The organism is Nocardia sp. IFM 10818 (assembly GCF_054655275.1).
Genome location: NZ_BAAHJH010000001.1, coordinates 1,921,028 through 1,938,178, shown reverse-complemented (window position 1 = coordinate 1,938,178; position 17,151 = coordinate 1,921,028). Strand labels below are relative to the sequence as shown.

General features: G+C 68.3%; 22 protein-coding genes and 1 tRNA gene. 13 read left to right on the top strand and 10 right to left on the bottom strand.

What is annotated here, in order from left to right; all coding sequences use genetic code 11:
• Positions 1-104: 104 nt before the first annotated feature.
• Complete coding sequence (locus ACYQ5L_RS08640) at positions 105-1,169, bottom strand: L,D-transpeptidase (protein ID WP_459956869.1); 1,065 nt, start codon at positions 1,167-1,169, stop codon at positions 105-107.
• Positions 1,170-1,182: 13 nt separating this feature from the next.
• Here ACYQ5L_RS08640 and ACYQ5L_RS08635 point away from each other — a divergent pair, with 13 nt between their 5' ends.
• From ACYQ5L_RS08635 to ACYQ5L_RS08620, 4 genes are all read left to right on the top strand, one after another.
• Positions 1,183-1,320 (top strand): hypothetical protein, encoded by a 138-nt coding sequence (locus ACYQ5L_RS08635; protein WP_459956868.1) that lies wholly within the window; start codon positions 1,183-1,185, stop codon positions 1,318-1,320.
• A 355-nt stretch (positions 1,321-1,675) separates the two neighbouring features.
• Positions 1,676-1,748 (top strand) — tRNA-Lys (locus tag ACYQ5L_RS08630).
• 390 nt (positions 1,749-2,138) lie between these two features.
• Positions 2,139-3,791: a serine/threonine-protein kinase gene (locus ACYQ5L_RS08625; RefSeq protein WP_459956867.1), complete on the top strand. Its 1,653-nt coding sequence runs from the start codon at positions 2,139-2,141 to the stop codon at positions 3,789-3,791.
• A gap of 85 nt (positions 3,792-3,876) precedes the next feature.
• A complete protein-coding gene (locus ACYQ5L_RS08620; protein WP_459956866.1) occupies positions 3,877-5,001 on the top strand; it encodes a GGDEF domain-containing protein in 1,125 nt (374 codons plus the stop codon).
• Here the strand turns inward: ACYQ5L_RS08620 and ACYQ5L_RS08615 are convergent.
• Positions 4,949-5,482, bottom strand: a complete 534-nt coding sequence (locus ACYQ5L_RS08615; RefSeq protein ID WP_459956865.1) for a P-loop nucleotide/nucleoside kinase family protein — start codon at positions 5,480-5,482, stop codon at positions 4,949-4,951. The genes ACYQ5L_RS08620 and ACYQ5L_RS08615 overlap by 53 nt on opposite strands.
• A gap of 62 nt (positions 5,483-5,544) precedes the next feature.
• Complete coding sequence (locus ACYQ5L_RS08610; RefSeq protein WP_459956864.1) at positions 5,545-5,919, bottom strand: cupin domain-containing protein; 375 nt, start codon at positions 5,917-5,919, stop codon at positions 5,545-5,547.
• 77 nt (positions 5,920-5,996) lie between these two features.
• Between ACYQ5L_RS08610 and ACYQ5L_RS08605 the strand changes: the two genes are divergently transcribed.
• Both ACYQ5L_RS08605 and ACYQ5L_RS08600 read left to right on the top strand, forming a co-directional pair.
• Positions 5,997-6,443 carry a MarR family winged helix-turn-helix transcriptional regulator gene (locus tag ACYQ5L_RS08605; RefSeq protein WP_459956863.1) on the top strand — a complete coding sequence of 149 codons (447 nt, stop codon included), beginning with the start codon at positions 5,997-5,999 and terminating at the stop codon, positions 6,441-6,443.
• A gap of 136 nt (positions 6,444-6,579) precedes the next feature.
• Positions 6,580-7,176: an APA family fibronectin-binding glycoprotein gene (locus tag ACYQ5L_RS08600; protein WP_459956862.1), complete on the top strand. Its 597-nt coding sequence runs from the start codon at positions 6,580-6,582 to the stop codon at positions 7,174-7,176.
• A gap of 3 nt (positions 7,177-7,179) precedes the next feature.
• Here the strand turns inward: ACYQ5L_RS08600 and ACYQ5L_RS08595 are convergent, their stop codons facing one another.
• On the bottom strand, positions 7,180-8,031 hold the full coding sequence (locus ACYQ5L_RS08595) for a GNAT family N-acetyltransferase (protein WP_459956861.1): 852 nt from the start codon (positions 8,029-8,031) through the stop codon (positions 7,180-7,182).
• 122 nt (positions 8,032-8,153) lie between these two features.
• On the bottom strand, positions 8,154-8,666 hold the full coding sequence (locus ACYQ5L_RS08590) for a DUF3995 domain-containing protein (RefSeq protein WP_459956860.1): 513 nt from the start codon (positions 8,664-8,666) through the stop codon (positions 8,154-8,156).
• A 66-nt stretch (positions 8,667-8,732) separates the two neighbouring features.
• Between ACYQ5L_RS08590 and ACYQ5L_RS08585 the strand changes: the two genes are divergently transcribed.
• The 3 genes from ACYQ5L_RS08585 to ACYQ5L_RS08575 all read left to right on the top strand — a co-directional run bounded on the left by ACYQ5L_RS08585 (position 8,733) and on the right by ACYQ5L_RS08575 (position 10,789).
• Positions 8,733-9,293, top strand: coding sequence for a TetR/AcrR family transcriptional regulator (locus ACYQ5L_RS08585; protein ID WP_459956859.1), 561 nt, complete (start codon positions 8,733-8,735; stop codon positions 9,291-9,293).
• Between the two features lie 89 nt (positions 9,294-9,382).
• A complete protein-coding gene (locus ACYQ5L_RS08580) occupies positions 9,383-9,697 on the top strand; it encodes a hypothetical protein (protein ID WP_459956858.1) in 315 nt (104 codons plus the stop codon).
• Between the two features lie 60 nt (positions 9,698-9,757).
• The gene (locus ACYQ5L_RS08575; RefSeq protein WP_459956857.1) at positions 9,758-10,789 is read left to right on the top strand and encodes a crotonase/enoyl-CoA hydratase family protein; all 1,032 of its coding nucleotides are present in this window, start codon (positions 9,758-9,760) and stop codon (positions 10,787-10,789) included.
• 1 nt (position 10,790) lies between these two features.
• On the opposite strand, the gene ACYQ5L_RS08570 is transcribed toward ACYQ5L_RS08575, so the two are convergent.
• Positions 10,791-11,456 carry a hypothetical protein gene (locus tag ACYQ5L_RS08570; RefSeq protein ID WP_459956856.1) on the bottom strand — a complete coding sequence of 222 codons (666 nt, stop codon included), beginning with the start codon at positions 11,454-11,456 and terminating at the stop codon, positions 10,791-10,793.
• A 130-nt stretch (positions 11,457-11,586) separates the two neighbouring features.
• On the opposite strand from ACYQ5L_RS08570, the gene ACYQ5L_RS08565 reads away from it, so the two are divergent.
• On the top strand, positions 11,587-12,228 hold the full coding sequence (locus ACYQ5L_RS08565) for a TetR/AcrR family transcriptional regulator (RefSeq protein WP_459956855.1): 642 nt from the start codon (positions 11,587-11,589) through the stop codon (positions 12,226-12,228).
• An 18-nt stretch (positions 12,229-12,246) separates the two neighbouring features.
• Here ACYQ5L_RS08565 and ACYQ5L_RS08560 read toward each other — a convergent pair whose 3' ends face one another.
• Positions 12,247-12,711, bottom strand: coding sequence for a MarR family winged helix-turn-helix transcriptional regulator (locus ACYQ5L_RS08560; protein ID WP_459956854.1), 465 nt, complete (start codon positions 12,709-12,711; stop codon positions 12,247-12,249).
• A 296-nt stretch (positions 12,712-13,007) separates the two neighbouring features.
• Between ACYQ5L_RS08560 and ACYQ5L_RS08555 the strand changes: the two genes are divergently transcribed.
• On the top strand, positions 13,008-13,310 hold the full coding sequence (locus ACYQ5L_RS08555; protein WP_379201400.1) for an excalibur calcium-binding domain-containing protein: 303 nt from the start codon (positions 13,008-13,010) through the stop codon (positions 13,308-13,310).
• Between the two features lie 86 nt (positions 13,311-13,396).
• On the opposite strand, the gene ACYQ5L_RS08550 is transcribed toward ACYQ5L_RS08555, so the two are convergent.
• Positions 13,397-13,621: a DUF3618 domain-containing protein gene (locus ACYQ5L_RS08550; RefSeq protein ID WP_067539893.1), complete on the bottom strand. Its 225-nt coding sequence runs from the start codon at positions 13,619-13,621 to the stop codon at positions 13,397-13,399.
• 134 nt (positions 13,622-13,755) lie between these two features.
• Here ACYQ5L_RS08550 and bcp point away from each other — a divergent pair, with 134 nt between their 5' ends.
• Positions 13,756-14,229 carry a thioredoxin-dependent thiol peroxidase gene (bcp, locus tag ACYQ5L_RS08545; protein ID WP_459956853.1) on the top strand — a complete coding sequence of 158 codons (474 nt, stop codon included), beginning with the start codon at positions 13,756-13,758 and terminating at the stop codon, positions 14,227-14,229.
• Between the two features lie 132 nt (positions 14,230-14,361).
• On the opposite strand, the gene ACYQ5L_RS08540 is transcribed toward bcp, so the two are convergent.
• Positions 14,362-15,645 carry a DUF7159 family protein gene (locus tag ACYQ5L_RS08540; RefSeq protein ID WP_459956852.1) on the bottom strand — a complete coding sequence of 428 codons (1,284 nt, stop codon included), beginning with the start codon at positions 15,643-15,645 and terminating at the stop codon, positions 14,362-14,364.
• Positions 15,646-15,952: 307 nt separating this feature from the next.
• On the opposite strand from ACYQ5L_RS08540, the gene ACYQ5L_RS08535 reads away from it, so the two are divergent.
• On the top strand, positions 15,953-16,597 hold the full coding sequence (locus ACYQ5L_RS08535) for a TetR/AcrR family transcriptional regulator (protein ID WP_379201550.1): 645 nt from the start codon (positions 15,953-15,955) through the stop codon (positions 16,595-16,597).
• Between the two features lie 18 nt (positions 16,598-16,615).
• On the opposite strand, the gene acpS is transcribed toward ACYQ5L_RS08535, so the two are convergent.
• Complete coding sequence (gene acpS, locus ACYQ5L_RS08530; RefSeq protein ID WP_459956851.1) at positions 16,616-17,038, bottom strand: holo-ACP synthase AcpS; 423 nt, start codon at positions 17,036-17,038, stop codon at positions 16,616-16,618.
• Between the last annotated feature and the right edge of the window lie 113 nt (positions 17,039-17,151).

The window sequence follows — 17,151 nt, the reverse complement described above, 5'->3', positions numbered from 1 at the left end:
GGGGCGGAGCCCCCGGAGTGCTCCTGGGGGGTCCGGGGCGGAGCCCCCGAGTGCTCCTGGGGGTTCGGGGGCGAAGCCCCTGAGAGCCCCGAGAGTTGGTTGGGTCAGCGATTGTCGTCGGCGTTGCCGGCCTTCCACTGCTCCCACGGGATGTTCCAGTCACCCAGCCCGTCCACGCCCGACAGCGTGCCGCCGACGGTGTTCTTGATGATGGTGATGTCACCGCGCTTGGCGTTCTCGAACACCCAGCGCGCATCCGACGGGCTCAGGTTGAGGCAGCCGTGGCTGGTGTTGTACGAGCCCTGCGCGCCGATCGACCACGGCGCCGAGTGGAAGAAGATGCCGGAGTACGAGATTCGCGTCGCGTAGTCGACCGGGGTCTTATATCCGTCCGGCGAGTTCACCGCCACGCCGTAGGTGGAGGAGTCCATGATGATCTTCTCGTGCCGGTCGGCCACGATGTAGATGCCATTGTCGGTGGGCGTGGAGTTCTTGCCCATCGAGGTCGGCATGGTCTTGATCACCTGGCCGTTCTTCTCCACCGTCACCATGTGGGTGTTGTCGTCGGCGGTGAAGACCACGGCGTCGCCGATGGTGAAGCTGGATGTGATGTTGGTGTCACCGACCAGTCCATTGCCCAGATCCTTGCCGTAAACGTTCACGGCCACATCGACCTTGGTGCCCGGCGCCCAGAAATGCTCGGGCCGCCAACGCACTTCGCGGTTGTTCACCCAGTAGAAGGCGCCCTCCACGGCAGGGGTGGTGGTGACCTTGATCGCATCCTGGGCGGCCTTGCGGTCCGGGATGTTCTCGTCGAACTGGATGGCGATGGGCTGGCCGATGCCCACCACCTCGTTCTCGCCCGGCAGCAGGTACGGGTGGGTCTGGTTGTTCGGCGAGATTGTGGTGAAGCTCATGCTGGTGCTGGTCGCGCCGCCCAGGCCGATGGCGTCCACCGTCAGCTTGTAGGTGCGCCCGAATCCCAACGCCTCGGCCAACTTCCACGACCGGCCGTCGGCGGCGAGGTCGCCGGCCACGGCCCGGCCCTCCGGGTTGGTCAGCGCCACGCTGGTGATCTTGCCGTCCTCGACCTTCAACTCCAGCGGATCACCGGGCGAGACGCCCTTCTCGCCGTCCTTGACCGGGGAGATCAGCTTCGGTTTCATCATCTCGCTGATCGGATTGGAATCGATTGCGACCGAGGAGGAATCGCCCGAACTCGAGGAACATCCCACCAGCGCCAATGCCAATACCGATGCCAAGGCGGTGAATACCAGCCATTTCCCGGTATGCCGTCGCCTCGAACGGTCGCGGCCCTGACCATCGCTCATAGCAACCCCACTTCACGTCTCTCGGTGCGTAGTCGGCCCCGGGACTGGACCCCGACCACGCCTGCTCGACCCACCACGCCCGCGGGGATCGGTCGAGACCACGCTCGTGCCATTCTGCCAGGCAACCCTGCCCCGACCAACGACATTGCGCTCGCCCCCACAGGGCTCGCCCCCTTCATCCCCACAGCCCCTCCTTCCGTTAACACCGATCAGCAAGTTCCCCCATCCCGACAAAAACCCCGTTTAACCAGGCGATTTCACATTCCCCGCCACAGCCTGTTAATGTTCTTTCCGCACCGCAGAGCGGCCAAGCCCCCCGGGACAGGCCAGAACGCAGGTAGCACGCGCCATTAGCTCAATTGGCAGAGCAGCTGACTCTTAATCAGCGGGTTCGGGGTTCGAGTCCCTGATGGCGCACTTCAAGACCAAGAAGAAGGCCCCTCGGCAGCACGCCGAGGGGCCTTCTTCCATGTTGCCCACCGTATGCCCACCAGCCCGCCCTGAGCCGCGAAACGCGAATCCGCCTGGAGCATAACGATTTAGCAACCACGGCCCACCCCCGGGAAACGCCGACAGCGTGACGCAGGTAACACATCGATGCGATCTTGCTATCACTCGGTTATGACCTACCCGCCGCAGTCGAATTCCATGACTCGGTGTCCGGAGGCGCGCGGGTCGCCCTTCCATGAGCCCGCCGGGCAGGTAATGGCGCAGGACGAGGGGTGCACCATTACCTGCTCGGCCGACGGGCTTCGGGTTGCGGGTGGGTGTCTCGCGCAGGGGTGGGGTTGGTCATAGGCTGTCGCGGTGGAATCCGGGCGGACAGTGGTCGACGGGCGGTTCGAGGTGCTCGAGGCGCTGGGTAGCGGCGGGATGGGGACGGTGTGGCGGGCCTATGACCTCGTGCTGCACCGGGAAGTCGCATTGAAGGAAGTGCTGGCGGCGGAGGGCAGCACCGGCGGGGCGGGGGCGGCGCAGCGGGAGCGGGTGCTGCGGGAGGCTCGGGCGCTGGCGCGGATTCGGCATCCCAATGTGGTGGCCGTGCATCACATTGTGGACAGTCCGGCGCCGGCGCATCCGTGGATCGTGATGGAGTTGGTGCGGGGGCGGAGTCTGGCCGATCGGCTCGAATACGGGCCGATGAATCCGGTCGACGTCGCGCGGTTGGGGCAGGGGATCCTGGCCGCGCTGCGGGCCGCGCATGCGGTGGGGGTGCTGCATCGGGATATCAAGCCGGCGAATGTGCTGTTGCGCGAGGACGGTTCGCCGGTGCTCACCGACTTCGGGATTGCGGCGGTGGAGGGGTTGCACGGGCTGACCTCGACCGGGAGCGTGGTGGGGTCGCTGGATTATGTTGCGCCGGAACGGCTCGACAGCCGGGAGGGGCATCCCGCCTCGGATCTGTGGTCGCTCGGGCTATTGCTGTATGTCGCGGTGGAGGGGTATCACCCGCTGCGGCGGGAGACGACGGCCGCCACGCTCGCGGCCGTGGTGCGGGGCGATGTGCCGCCGCCGCGGCAGGCCGGGCCGCTCGCGCCGGTGCTGCGGGCGATGCTCGTCACCGACCCGGATCGGCGGCCGTCCCTCGAGCAGGTGGACGGCATGCTCGCACAGGCGGCCGGAACCGCCGCGCCGTTGCCGCCGCCTGTCGAGTCTGCGCCCTGGCCGGCACCCGGTGCGGCGGTGCTGCAGCCGGCCTCTGCCGAATCCTCGCCGTGGCCATCGCGCGGCGGGTCTGCACCTTGGCCGGCGCCTGCCGCATCCGCGCCGATTTCGTCCGCGTCCGAACCGAGGGGGGTCGTTCGTTCGAGGGCAGGCAAGCGTTGGCTGCCGGTTGGTGTTGCGGCTGTTGTGGTGACGGCGGGGTTGGTGGCCGCAGTGGCGCTGTGGCCGGATCGGTCCGGCTCGCAGGCGAATCCGGGCCTCTCCCCCGATACCAGTCAGGCGCCCGGTGCTCGGCAGCCTGCCGGTGCGGTTGTCACCACGGCGGCTAATCCGGGGAATGCCGCCGATCTGCTCACGCCCGACGGGATTCGGCAGGTGATCGCCGCGTTCGAGAATGCCTCCGGGGTGAAGGAATTCAGCGAGGTGACGTTCTATCCGGAGTATGCCAATGCGGGCATGCCCATCTCGGCGGGGTCGAAGCGGTACGACAGCTATACCTATCGGGATGGGAGCGTCAGTAAGCAGGGGCCGGGTGGGACCTTGTCGGGGAGCGAGACCACGGTGGTGTTGAGTTCGATCGACTGGGGTGTGCTGCCGGGTCTGCTCGAGGCGGCGGATCAGCAGCTCAATGTGCCCGACGCGACCATGCGGTATGTGATCGTCGACCCAGCGTGGACCTTCAATGACGATCGGCCGACCATCATGGTCTATCTGATCGATGCCTATAGCGGCGCGGCGTATCTGGCCGCCGACCTGGACGGCACCGTGGTGAAGGTTTATCCGCGCGAGAGCTGAATCAGGCTGTAATCGAGATCACAATAGCGGCGGGTTAGCCCGCGACTTACCGTCGAGTAGTACGCCAACGGACGTGAGGCGCTCGATGACAGCTGGTCGATCGATGTTCCGGGCCTGGTGGCGAGACCGTGTCGACTACCGCGGCTTGGTCAAGACATTCGAATCCCATTCGGCGCTGAGCAGATTCAAATTCATGCTCGGCGCCGGCGGCATCGCCATGCTCGCGATCGCCCTGCTGGCGATGGTCTCCCAGCACGAGCTGACCGGCCGGGGCGGGGTGGCGCAGGGGCTGCTGGAGGCGGCCGTCGCGGGCATCTGGACCTGCCGGTGGTGGTTCCTGCCGTGGCCGCGCGAGTTCGAATCGCTGATCTGGATCGCGCTGTTCGATCTCGACGCCATTGTCAACAGCGTCGTGGTGCGCGATCCGGTCATCGGCGTGCTGGGCCTGGTGCTGCTCGTGGCGATGGGCGCGTACGTGACGGTCTTCCACGGCCCGCGCGTACTGGCGATCCACATCGGTGCGGCCCTGCTGGGCGGCACGATCCTGGCCGTGCGCATGTTCACCCTCGCCGAGGGCGTCGCCGTGGTCCTGGTCATCTTCGTGGTCATCGGAGTCATGCTGCCGTTCATGCAGTTCAGCCACTGGCTGCTGCGCATGGACGCCCTCACCGACCCGCTCACGCACCTGTTGAACCGCCGCGGCCTGGACTCCTACCTGTTCGCCCACATCGACCGCTGCCATCACCGCACCGCCTACGTGGCGACCCTCGACCTGGACCGCTTCAAGGCGGTCAACGACACCTTCGGCCATCCCTTCGGCGACGAGGTCCTGGTCCGCACCGCCGACCGCCTCCGCACCACCGCCGCACCCAGAACCCTCATCGCCCGCACCGGCGGCGAGGAATTCGTCGTCGTCGGCTATCTGCGCGAACCCGCCGCCACCGTCGGCGAACAACTCCGCCGCGCCGTCGAGACCATGCCCGGCCTGCCCACCCCGATCACCGCCAGCGTCGGCGTGGCGGTCTTCGACGCCTCCCACCCCGGCGCGCACTACACCGAAGCCACCCACCGCCATCTCATGCGCGCCTCCGACTCGGCGATGTACCGGGCGAAACACCGAGGCGGCAATACGGTGGTCATCGCCCCGCCCCCTGTGGTCATGGCTCCGCCCCGCCGGCGGCGTGCCGAATCCGATTCACCAGCTCCATGATTCCGACCGGGCACCCCGTATCCACGACGACCACGGGACAGACCCCGAGCGGCGCACCCCAGACGGCCCACCGCTCCCAATCCTCGGCCAGCCGCCGGCCATCGGCGTGAATCGCTGCCCGGCGGCGTCGCGCGTACCGGGTCCTGGCCACCTCGGCGGGCAGGTCGCACCACACCTCCACCACCCGCTCCGCCCCCGAAGCGGCAATACCCGCCTTCGCGAATTCCAGATCCCGCGGCTTGAACCACCACGAATCGACGATCACCGGCTCGGCGATCTCCCGCGCCAGCGTCCAGATGATGTCCATGGCCCGGCCACCCAGCGCCGCCGCATCGACCCGCTCATCGGCCCACCCCGCCAGAGTCTCCTTCACGTCGTCCTTCGACAGCAGGCAGCCCCCCAGCACCATCGCCAATGATCTCCCCAGCGTCGTCTTCCCCGACCCCGGCAATCCATTGACCAGCACCAAGAGCTGCCCCATCGCACCATCATCACCCCACCGGCGATCTCGGCGAGCGGGTTATGGCGCAGGTGAATCGGGCGTCAGTTGACCCAGGGCGGGTTGACGATGGTGCCGTCGGCGAGTTCGCCGGTGAAGCCGACCGAGGTGGTGACCAGGACGGTGGCGGGCTGGTCGCTGGGGTTGCTCAGGCCGATGGCGGAGCCGGCCAGGGCCACGGCGGCGTCGCCGGGCGACAGGGTGGACCGGTCGCCGTCGATGGTGATGACGGCCGAGCCGTGCAGCAGGACGAAGACCTCCTCGCGGTGGATGGTGTGGGGGACGCCCTCGGTGCCGGGGGCCACCTCGACGCGCCAGGTGCAGAGTTCCCGGCTGCCGAGGGACGGGCGGATGAGGGAGGTGAAGCGGGCGTTGTGCAGGTCGAAGGATTGGGCTTCGGCGGAGCGGGTCACGGGCATGTTCAGATCCTTTGGTCAAGTAGCTTGTCCATATAGTCAAGCTTGTTGACTTTCTTGTCAAGTGCCAAGATTTGGGCATGACCGGTTTCGCTGGGGATCTGCCACTGCTGTTGCTCGCGGCCGCGGCGGAGGTCACCGATGCCATTCACCACGGGGTGGCGGCGGCGGGGTTCACCGATGTGCGGCCGGCGCACGGGTTCGCGTTCGTGCGGATGGCGCCGGATGGGGCCACCGTGGGTGAGATCGCCGAGCATCTGGGGGTGACCAAGCAGGCGGCCAGTCAGTTGGTCGAGGAGCTCGTGAAAAAGGGCTATGCGGAAAGGAATCCGCATCCGCACGATGCGCGGGCGCGATTGATCACGCTGACCGAGCGGGGATGGGCTTGTACGCGGGCGGCGGATGCGGCTATCGCGCAGTTCACCGACCGGTGGGCGCGGACGCTCGGACCGGACGCGGTGGCCGACTTGCGCAATATGCTGACGCACGTGGTGACGCCGGGGCGGGTGCGGCCGGCGGCCTGGTGAGCGGGGGCCGGATGAGCGCTGCCCGATCGTGATCAAGCCGTGCGGCGCGCCGCTGCACCGAGCGCGGGGCGGTGACCAGCGATTTTGTTAGCGTCGCGGGGTGGATCCGAATCAGGTTCGGCCGCCGGAGCAGACCGTGTCACCGCGAACCGCGCGGTGGGTGACAGCGCTCTGCGTCCTCGCCTTGATCGGGTCGCTGGCGGGGATCGGATATCTCGGGTTCACCGAGTTGCGACGGGGACATGGGGAACATGGGCGAATCTCCAGCGTCGCGGCCGGAATGAGCTTCGTGCCACCGGCCGGGTGGGAGGCGGTGCCGCAGGACGGGGATGACAATCTCGTCTTCGGGCAGGCCGCACTGCAGCCGACGGGTGCGGATGCGGACGGGATGATCCTGCTGGGGAAGCTCGACGAATCGCTGTTCGCCGCCGCGGAATCCGATAATGGCCGGGCGGCCTGCTTTCTCGCATCCGGGATGGGTGAGTTCTTCTTCCCCGATACCGGCCGCCGGGTGAACAACGAGACCGGGGACGTGCACGGCCGTGCGGTGAGCGGGAGGTCGTGCTTCTACCGCGTCGGGTTCGAGAGTTCGGCCGACGCACAGGCGGAGGTGTACGCGGCCGTGGTGCAGGATGGCGACCAGCGATGGTGGATCACCTGGCTCGGGAATGCCACAGCGCCCGTGGATCGAGCGGCGGCCTTGCGGCTCGCCGAATCCATACGGCCGCTGTAGAACTCAACCGAGCTCGAGGGTGGTGACCCCGAAAACCTTTTCCTGACGGTGTTTTCGAGTCGGACCGGTGTACATCCGAGCGGTTTCGAAGCTCGGGGTCAGGCCCGCTTCCCGCATGAGCCAGACGGCCCGATCATTGGACAGCGGCACATCCACCGCCAGTGTGACGCCGCCGGCCAGCGCCGAAAGCAGGAGGCGCGCATCGGTATCGGAATCGGCGAACAGCGGACCCACCCGCACCCCATCGCGCGCCGGGCGGGAGGTCGCGAAGCCGGTCAGCTCGCCGTCCACGATCCGCACGACCGTGCGATGACCGGATTCGGCGAGCCAGGCCGAGAGGAATTCCGGGCGATCGGCCGGCAGGCACGCGGAGTCGTAGCGGTGCAGGGTCGGAATATCGCCGGGCTCCAACGCGCGGACGGTCGAATCCGGTGGCGGCAGATCCGGTATGCCCGCGAATCGCGCACTGCGGTAGGCGAGTTCGAATCCGCTCCGCCGGTAGTTGTCCTGCTGATCGGGCACCCCGTCGAGCCCGACGACCCGGTGTCCGGCATGTTCGAGACCGGCCTGCCAGGTCACCATGCCGAGCCCCAGCCCGCGCAGATCGGGCCGCACGAGATAGAACCCCAGGAAGGCGTAGTCGCTCCCGTAGTTGACCACCGAGATGGCGGAGACGGGCGCGCCGTCCACATAGCCGAGGAAGAATCCCTCCGGATCCTGGGCGAAGAACGCGGTGGCATCCCGCTCCCCCGGATTCCAGCCCTCCGCGGCAGCCCATTCCTTCACGGTCGCCCATTCCGCGGGCGTGGCCCGGGCGATGACGAGGTCCGCGGGTCCGATTCCGGTGTCCGGCATACGTTCACGGTAGTCGCAACCGGGCCGCAATCGCCGCTACTCGCGCCAAGTCGCCGACCGCGCACCGCCCGGGACGGTGCTGCCGCGTCGGGCCACGCGGCAGCACCTCCCCTCCCCCGGGCTCACCCGGCGATCGACTCGCTGCGCGCGAACGACGATTGGGCGGCCAGCCCGGCGCCGGCCGCCAGGGCCAGGCACAGCGGCGCGTAGACGGCCGCCTCCAATGTCCAGTAGATCTCATCGAACCCGGCCGCCGCGGCCGAGCCGGCACCGGCCACCCCGCGAGCGCCGAGAACTCCGGCCACACCCCATGCGGCCAGCCGCGGCAGCCGGCGGTCGTCGACGGTGGCCGCGCCCACCGCGCCCGCGGCGGCGACGAGCAGCCCGGCGACCACGTAAGTCAGTCCGGCCGAAGGGAGTTCGGAATTGGGACCGACGACGCGCTGGGCGAGGGTGGCGTCGTCGTGGCCGGGCCAGCGCCAGCCCAGGGCCCAGGCGACGTGAATGCCCGCGATACCGGCCAGCGCGGCGGCGCTGGTCCAGCCGGCGAGGCGGGCGGTGCGGGGGTCGGGCCGCCATGCGCGGCGGCGCAGCGCGAGATCGGACCACAGCGTCTTCTTGCGGATTGTCGTCATTGGTATCTCCGGCTGTCTCACCATACGCTACCGTATGGTCGCTGCCCATACGGTAGCGTATGGTTCGTGGCGCTGTCGAGAGAGAACTGGATCCAGGCCGCCCTGCTGGCCATTGCCGAGAACGGGACCAAAGGGGTGGCGGTCGAGCCGCTGGCCACCCGGCTCGGGACCACGAAGGGCAGCTTCTATTGGCATTTCTCCAATCGCGAGGCCCTGCTCACCGCCACCCTCGAGCATTGGGAACGCGAGATGACCGATGCGCTCATCGAGCAGCTCGGCACCCTCGAGGATCCGGTGGAACGACTGCGCAAGCTGCTCGTCGTCGCCATGGACGATGAGGATCCGGTGCGCCCGGTGGACCTGGCGCTGGTCTCCGCGGGCAGCGATCCCGTGGTGCGCCCCTACCTCGATCGCGTGCAGAAGAAGCGACTCACCTTCCTGGAGCGCTGTTTTCGCGATATGAAGCTCACTCCCACCCAATCCCGCCATCGCGCCCGCCTGGCCTACGGCGCCTACCTCGGCTGGTTCGAGCTCACCCGCGCGCAGTCGGACGCCCCGCCCTCCCGCCGTGATCTGACCGGCTATCAGCGCACGGTCATCGACCTGCTGACCCGGCCCGGCCGCTAGGCCCGACCACTGACCCCGGCCGGAGCTGTCGGCCCGCTGCGGTAGGGTCGGGCACCAGAACGAACCACTTTGACCTGCGGGGTTGCGATATGGCCGACTACGCACACTCCGATCACGCGAGCCGCAGCCGTGAGGAGAAGGCCCGACGACTGGCGGCCTACATCTGGGCGCGCGGGATCACCGGCCCGGAGCTGCTGGAGCTGCCCATGCCGCAGCGGCGCAAGCTGGCGCGCGCGGCCGACGCCAATCCGCCGAGCACCGACGAGACCTGGCAGGCGGTGGCGCGGCTGCTGGCCGAGAAGGACGCCTGGGCCGCGCGGCACCCGGACCATCCGGCGGCGCGGCGCGAACATCCCGACGAGAAGATCCTGTGGGTGAAGCCGCCGGTCAAGCCCTGGGAGTAGGGCGAATCGCGGGGCGCCCGGCTCTTGACAGCAAGAAATGAACCGGGGTTCACTGCTTGAGTGTCACCCGATTACGAGAACCACGCCGGGACCCGGCCGGCCGCCTGGCGCGATGACCTGACCGGCGGGGACGACTCGCTGTTCGCCGGCCGCCCCGAGCCGGAGAGCGAATTCACCGGCCGCACACTGACGTACGAGGTGACGGGCCGGATCGCGCGAATCACCTTCAACCGCCCCGAGCAGGGCAATGCCATCACCTCGGATACGCCGGTGGAGCTGGCGGCCGCGGTCGAACGGGCCGATCTGGACCCGCGGGTGCACGTGATCGTGGTCAGCGGGCGCGGCAAGGGCTTCTGCGGCGGCTACGACCTGTCGATCTTCGCCGAGAACGGCTTCGAGCCCACCGCGGGCGCACAATCGGCCGAGGGCACCGTGCTCGATCCCGTGGTCCAGGGCCGCAATCACAATCCTTGGGGCACTTGGGATCCCATGGTCGACTATGCCATGATGTCGCGCTTCAACCGCGGCTTCTCGAGCCTGCTGCACGCCAATAAGCCGACGGTGGCCAAGGTGCACGGCTTCGCCATCGCGGGCGGCACCGATATCGCCCTGTTCGCCGATCAGATCATCTGCGCCGAGGACGCCCGCTTCGGCTATCCGCCCACCCGGACCTGGGGTATTCCCGCAGCCGGCATGTGGGCGCACCGCGTCGGCGATCAGCGCGCCAAACGCCTGCTCTTCACCGGCGACAGCCTCAGCGGCAAGCAGGCCGCCGAATGGGGCCTGGCCATCGACGCCCCGCCCGCCGATGAACTCGACGCGCGCACCGAGGATCTGCTGCACCGCATTTCGCAGGTGCCGATCAACCAGCTCGTCATGGCGAAACTGGCGCTGAACAGCGCGCTGCTCAATCAGGGTGTGGCGACCTCCGGCATGATCAGCACCGTCTTCGACGGCATCTCCCGCCACACCCGCGAGGGCTATGCCTTCCAGATGCGCGCCGCCACAGCCGGTTTCCGCGAGGCGGTGCGCGAACGCGACGAACCCTTCGGCGACTGGAAGCGCGCCCGGTTCGGCAAACCGGCGGAGTGAGTCAGGCGCCCGGCCATCCGGTCGGCGGCCGCGTCGACGGACGTTCCGGATCCGGGCGCTGCCAGCCCTCGAGCGCCGAACGGGCATTGCCGGTGCGATTCCACTCGTCCAGCGCGGACCGCACCCGCCGCTGATCCACGGACCCGCGAAGTCGTTGCCGCGCAGCCGGAATGGGTTCCAATGGCGATCCCGTCCGCACGATGCGCTCCGGCGCGAACGGATAACCGGTGGCCAGCCCGCGCAAGCCGAGCGTGAGCGCCTCACCGAGCAGGCTCACACCGATGGCCAGCTGCATCGGCCGCACGTCCTCGTGTGCGCCGAAGTGCGCGCCCAGGATGCTCACCCCGGCGTTCACCGCGAGCGACACCATCCAGACGGCCAGCGTCCACACCGTGTATCGCTGCCACAGCACGCCGTCACGGGTGAGCAGCCGGATGGTGGTGCCGCGCAGCGCGCCGAATCCGAATCCGATCAGCGATCCCGCGACGATCCACGCGAGGTCCGCGCCGGTCGGCTGCTGCTGTACCAGACCGTGAATTCCGATGGCCAGCAAGACGATCGGCGGGACGGCGGTGTCCCGGGCATTGAGCGGCTCACCGGCGAACCGCTTGACGATCACGTAGATCAGCAGAGCGGTCCCGATGGCGATGATCAGCGGCGTACTCATCGGGCGACCCCCGGCGATGCGTGAAATAGCACGGACATGCCATTTAAAATAGCTTGCACGTGCTATAAAAACAATCGCACCGGGTGCCGACCGGCGCCCCGGCCCGAGTGAGAACGTAGGATCGCTGCCCATGCCCAAGATCGTGGATCCCACCGAACGCCGGAAGGCCGTCGCCGACGCGGTATTCCGGGTCGTGGCCCACGAAGGCGTCGAGAGCGCCTCGCTGCGCCGCGTCGCGGAGGAGGCCGGGCTGGCCATCGGCTCGGTCCGCCACTACTTCGGCAGCCACGCCGAATTGCTGAGTTTCGCACTCGCGGAACTCGATTCCCGGGTGACCGATCGGGTGCTGCGCCATCTCGCCGAGTTCTTCCCGGACAGCGAGGCCGCGGCGCCGCGGGTCCCGGGCAGCCATGCCGAACGCATCCTGCTCGAACTACTCCCCCTCGACGAGCCTCGATTCGAGGAATCGGCGGTGTGGCTGGCGTTCACCACCGCCGCGCGCTCGCGACCGGAGCTCGCCGAACTGGCCGTCCGGCCGCTGACCGGCGTGCGGTCGCTGGTGCACCGGGTCCTGTCGGCCATGGCCGGCGCGGGGGTGCTGCGCGGTGCGACCGGCGACCTCGAACGCGAAACCGACCGGCTGGCAGCACTTTTGGACGGACTCGCCCTGGCGGCGGTGGTCGATCCGGATCGCCGCGACCCGGACGCCATGCGGGCCGTGCTGCGGCTGCATCTCGCGAGCTTGACCGGCGGTGATCAGCCGTCGCGCTGACCTCGACCCGGGCGGGTGTCAGGCCCCGCCGGGCAGGTCCGTCCGCTCGACCTCCGCCACGACCTTCTCCCCCAGCGAGCGCAGCGCCATCGCCTCGCGCTCGGTCATATCGTCGATGAACAATCGCCGCACCAGCAGGACATGATTCGGCGCTGCGGTTTCCAGGGCGAGGCGGCCGGCATCGGTGAGGTGCACCTCCCGGCCGCGGGCGTCGTCGGCGGCCTGGCAGCGGTCGACCAGTCCGCGCGTGGCCATGCGGGTCAGATGCTTGGACAGGCGGCTCTTGTCCCAGCAGATCTCCGCGCCCAACTCCTTGGCGCGCATGGTGCCGCCGGCCGCCGAGAGCGCCACCAGCACTTCGTAGTCGGAGGGTGAGAGTCCGTCCTCGGCCAATCCGGCGGCAATGGCGGCGTCGAGGCGCTGCCGGAGCCGGATGTACGCCTGCCAGGTCGTCTGTTCCTCATCGGTCAGCCAGCGCGTCATGAAATACATCTTAACTACGGTTGGTTGATATGGACACCAATGGCCGAAACGGGACGGCCGCTCCGGCGATATGAATATTCGAGCCGGACGTATGGGACATATTCCGGCAGAACATATTCCAAATCAACATTAGGTCATTTACCAGGATAAATAGCCCATCCGGTTGACAATGCAACGGTCCGCCAGAACAGTAGACGCCGGACCCGGACCGGCCACCGTGCCGAACCTCCGCGCAGCGGTGGCATCCGCGCCGAACCGGGCCGCTACCAACCTATTGCGCCGACATTGAGGAATACATGAACGTTCGCCGGCTTCTCGTCACCGCCAGCGTCGCGGGACTGACGACCCTCGCAGCCCCTTCCGCCATTGCCTTCGCCGATGTTCCCACCGGTTCGTCCGGCACCGGCTCGTCCACCATCGACACCGGTTCCGGCGCCACCGGGTCGGCGAACCTGGCTCAGACCGGTTCGGCCGGTGGGTCGTTCAAGAACTGCGACGAGGCCCGGGCCGCGGGGCGCGCCCCGCTCTTCCGCGGTGAGCCGGGCTACGGCCCGCACCTGGACCCCGATGGCGACGGATTCGCCTGCCCGACCGTCTGATCCAACTCTCGGGACTCTCAGGGGCTTCACCCCCGAACAAAAGCACCCGATGTCCGAGGACATCGGGTGCTTCTTTTTCGCCGCACTCAGCGGCGGAAGATCTTCACCAGCGTCAGCAGGACGATCAGGGCGCCCGCGCCGATCAGGCTGTACTTGATCTTGGGCTCGTTCACCTTCGCGACCAGTGCGTGCTTGGTGTTGTCGGCCAGCCGCTGCGGGTCGGCGCGCACCGCCAGCTCGTCGAGGGTGCTCGCGAGCCGGTTACGCGCGGCCTCGATCTCCCGTTCGATCGCCTCGGTATCTCTCGCCACGTCACACTCCTGTCTGGAAGCCGCCTCGCACGGGCGGCATTGTCGTCTCGAGGTCGCTCGCCGTCATCCACGGGCCGACCTGCACTGGAGTGTATCGCCCACACCCTGTCCGGCCCGTCCACTACGGTGTCGGCATGACCGAGAACCACCGACTCAGTCCCGGCGATACCGCGCCCGCCTTCACTCTCCCCGATGCCGACGGCAAAGAGGTGTCGCTGTCGGATTACCGCGGCCGCAAGGTGATCGTCTACTTCTACCCCGCGGCGAGCACACCGGGCTGCACCAAGCAGGCCTGCGATTTCCGCGACAGCCTGGCCGAACTGAACGGGGCCGGGATCGACGTCATCGGCATCTCCCCCGACAAGCCCGCCAAGCTGGCCAAGTTCCGGGACAACGAGCAGCTCACCTTCGAACTGCTGTCGGATCCGGATAAGGAAGTGCTGCTCGCCTACGGCGCGTTCGGCGAGAAGACCATGTACGGCAAGACCGTCACCGGCGTCATCCGCTCCACATTCCTCATCGACGAGAGCGGCAAGATCGAGGTCGCGCAGTACAACGTGCGCGCCACCGGCCACGTCGCCAAGCTGCGCCGCGAACTGTCGGTCTGACAGCGGCACGACTTCACCGCTGCTACGGCTGAGTCCCGGCCCCGTGCGGGGCCGGGACTCGAATCTCGGCTGTGCCCTGAACGGCCGAGACTCCGACTTCTCCCCGCACGGGCGGGGAGCACTCCGTACCCGCTAAACGCGCGGCAGCATCTCGGCGGCCCACTGCAGCATCATGCGCCAGTGGTTGTCCCACCACTTCGCGAATTCGGGGGTGCCTAACGGCGGGGGCGCGGTCTCGCCCGGGAACAGCCCGGACTCGGTGGGCGACCCCACCGGGTGGGTGGGGGCGGGAATGATCGACTCCGGGTGGTGCGCCGTCTCGCCTTCGGGCTGCGACCGCAGCAGCGGCTTGGACGGCGCCACTTCCGCACTCGGATCCGGGCCCCAATTGAGCGTCGCCGGATCGATGGTCACGATCTCCGGCTCGGCCGCCGGCAACGGCTCCTCCACCGGCGTCTCCGCATCGGTGGGCGCGGGTTCCACGCCCGGCAGACCCTCGACGATGATGTCACCGGCGGAACCGGTGTCCGGCGCCACCGGATCACCGATGGGCTGCTCGGGGGCGGTGGTCGCATTGGCGGAGACCCGGGAGTCGGCGAGCACCGGCTCCGGCACCGTCTTGGAGTTGTTGCTCGCCGCGTACACGCCGCCGGTCACCAGCCCGCCCGCCAGCACGCTCGCGGCGGCGAACAGGGCGGCGGTGCCGCGGGCCCGGCGAATTCGCTCGGCGGCCTCGCCGGCGAACTCGGTTTCGGGCAGGGCGGTGAGCGCCGCGCCGATGGCCGGTGCGCTGGCGGCGACCGAGCACGGGATGACGGGCGCGCCGAAGCCGGCCTCGAGGGCCGCGACCACGGCGGGTTCGCTTGCGGCCGAACCGATCAGCACCACCGCGTCCGGCCTCACCCCGGCGGCGTCGAACTGATCCCAGGCGGCGGTGACGGCGGCGCGCATGGCCTCATCGGTGGTGGCGCCGCCGGTGAGCGTAACCGCGGCCAGCACCCGCGCCCGGTCGGGATCGATGAGCGAGAACGCCTGGAAGCCGGGCACCACCTCGCAGATGGCCAGATCCTCGAACTCGTCCACCCACGTCATGGCCCGCGCCACCGACAGGTGCGCGGACTTGGCGGACACCAGCGAGGCATCGTGCCACGGCCCGGCCGCCAGCCGCGTGACAATGGCCCGGCGCTCGGCGGCATCGCGATACGCGACGGCCGCGCCGACGATCTCGCGTTCGGGACCCATCTTGTCGGCGATGCCCTCCAGCGCGGCCTCGACCGCCGCCGCCAGATCGGCCTTGGTGTCACCGGTGACCTTCTCGACGCGTTCCAGCACCACGCGCTCGGGCAGCTTGTCGCCCTCGTCGGCCAGGGCCACGGCGCGCACGGTGCCACGCTCGGTGGCGACACCGATGGTCACCGCGGATCGAACAACAGCAGAAGCAACCACAGATCAGCCTTCCAACGTCGTCGCGTACAGTCGTCGCGCTCGATGAGATAAAGCCCCCTGGGACGTGCGGCCAGGAAGCAGCTGCGATGGAAGTTCGTCACCGCGACCGGCGCGGATGGGTACGAAAACACCCAGATAGACGGACACACGAAGTACCGCAGCGTGTCATCCGCGTGTCGCTACCTCTAGGCTGTTGAACGTGGAAGCGCGCACGGGAGCCAGGTCGACCAGACGACCGGACCCTGCGTTGGAGCTGCAGGACGATCCGCAAGAACTCATGCCCCGTCGCCGCCCGACGCAGGAACGGAGCAAGAGGAAGTTCGACGCCCTGTTGCACGCGTCCCGAGAACTGCTGGTGGAGGTCGGTTTCGAATCCTTCACCTGTGAAGAGGTCGCCTCCCGTGCGGAAGTCCCGATCGGCACGCTGTACCAGTTCTTCGCCAACAAGTACGTCATCGTCTGCGAGCTGAATCGCCAAGACCTGGTTGCGGTTTCCCAGGAGCTCTCCGAGTTCCACGGCGAGATACCGTCCATGGACTGGCTGCGGCACATGAACGCGCTCGTCGACCATCTGGCCGATCTGTGGATGACCGACCCGTCCCGGCGCGAGGTGTGGCTGGCCATGCAGTCCACGCCGTCCACCCGGGCCACCGGCGCCATCCACGAAAAGGAGTTCGCCGAAGCGGTTTCGCAGATGCTGCGCCCGCTCATGCCGCGCACGCCCCGCGGCCGGCGCTCGATGATGGCGCAGGTGCTGGTGCACGTCGTCTATTCCATGCTGAATTTCTCCGTGCAGGACGGCCTCAGCCACGAGGACGCGGTGGCGGAGCTCAAGCGGCTGATGGTCGCGTATCTGCTGATCGCCGAGAAGGAATCCCGCTCCGGCGGTCAGCGCACGACCTTCGAACCCGACGCGAACTGAGCCCGGCGCGCACCGAGCTCAGCCCTGGATCAGGTCGGCTAGTTCACCGGGATCCTCCAGCACCACCATGGCGGCCGCGGTATCGCCATCGTGGGTGAGCGACAGGTGAACTCGCACCCGGGGCAGGAATTCCGCTGCCAGCCCGTGCAATTTGATGCTGGGCCGGCCCCAGGCGTCGTTGACGACCTCGATCAGCGGGTACGGATTGTCGCCCACCTGCGGGCTGCGCGCGAAGCGCGAGGAAGCCCACGCCTTGATGACCGCTTCCTTGGCGGCCCAGCGGGCGGCGTAGCTGCGCGCCGGATCGGTGCCCTTGCTCTGGCAGTAGCGCCGCTCTCCGGCGGTGAAGCTCTCCCGGATCATGGTGGTGCCGGTGCGTTCCAGTTGTTCGGCGAATTCGGAGATGGACACCAGATCCAAGCCGATACCAAGGATCGTCACTGTGCGGGTTCCTCCAACTCTCGGGACTCTCGGGCGCTCTCTCGGGACTCTTGGGAGCTGGGCACGAAGGTACCAGCGGAGCCTACGGTTCCGTAGGCTCCGCTGGTACCGGG

Bases quoted from the DNA above. Each gene is read 5' to 3' on its own strand.
- ACYQ5L_RS08595 (WP_459956861.1), bottom strand. From the start codon at position 8,031: ATGCCGGACACCGGAATCGGACCCGCGGACCTCGTCATCGCCCGGGCC.
- ACYQ5L_RS08590 (WP_459956860.1), bottom strand. From the start codon at position 8,666: ATGACGACAATCCGCAAGAAGACGCTGTGGTCCGATCTCGCGCTGCGC.
- ACYQ5L_RS08620 (WP_459956866.1), top strand. From the start codon at position 3,877: ATGACAGCTGGTCGATCGATGTTCCGGGCCTGGTGGCGAGACCGTGTC.
- ACYQ5L_RS08535 (WP_379201550.1), top strand. From the start codon at position 15,953: ATGCCCCGTCGCCGCCCGACGCAGGAACGGAGCAAGAGGAAGTTCGAC.
- ACYQ5L_RS08560 (WP_459956854.1), bottom strand. From the start codon at position 12,711: ATGACGCGCTGGCTGACCGATGAGGAACAGACGACCTGGCAGGCGTAC.
- ACYQ5L_RS08580 (WP_459956858.1), top strand. From the start codon at position 9,383: ATGGCCGACTACGCACACTCCGATCACGCGAGCCGCAGCCGTGAGGAG.
- ACYQ5L_RS08565 (WP_459956855.1), top strand. From the start codon at position 11,587: ATGCCCAAGATCGTGGATCCCACCGAACGCCGGAAGGCCGTCGCCGAC.
- ACYQ5L_RS08605 (WP_459956863.1), top strand. From the start codon at position 5,997: ATGACCGGTTTCGCTGGGGATCTGCCACTGCTGTTGCTCGCGGCCGCG.
- bcp (WP_459956853.1), top strand. From the start codon at position 13,756: ATGACCGAGAACCACCGACTCAGTCCCGGCGATACCGCGCCCGCCTTC.
- ACYQ5L_RS08570 (WP_459956856.1), bottom strand. From the start codon at position 11,456: ATGAGTACGCCGCTGATCATCGCCATCGGGACCGCTCTGCTGATCTAC.
- ACYQ5L_RS08610 (WP_459956864.1), bottom strand. From the start codon at position 5,919: ATGCCCGTGACCCGCTCCGCCGAAGCCCAATCCTTCGACCTGCACAAC.
- ACYQ5L_RS08615 (WP_459956865.1), bottom strand. From the start codon at position 5,482: ATGGGGCAGCTCTTGGTGCTGGTCAATGGATTGCCGGGGTCGGGGAAG.
- ACYQ5L_RS08555 (WP_379201400.1), top strand. From the start codon at position 13,008: ATGAACGTTCGCCGGCTTCTCGTCACCGCCAGCGTCGCGGGACTGACG.
- ACYQ5L_RS08640 (WP_459956869.1), bottom strand. From the start codon at position 1,169: ATGATGAAACCGAAGCTGATCTCCCCGGTCAAGGACGGCGAGAAGGGC.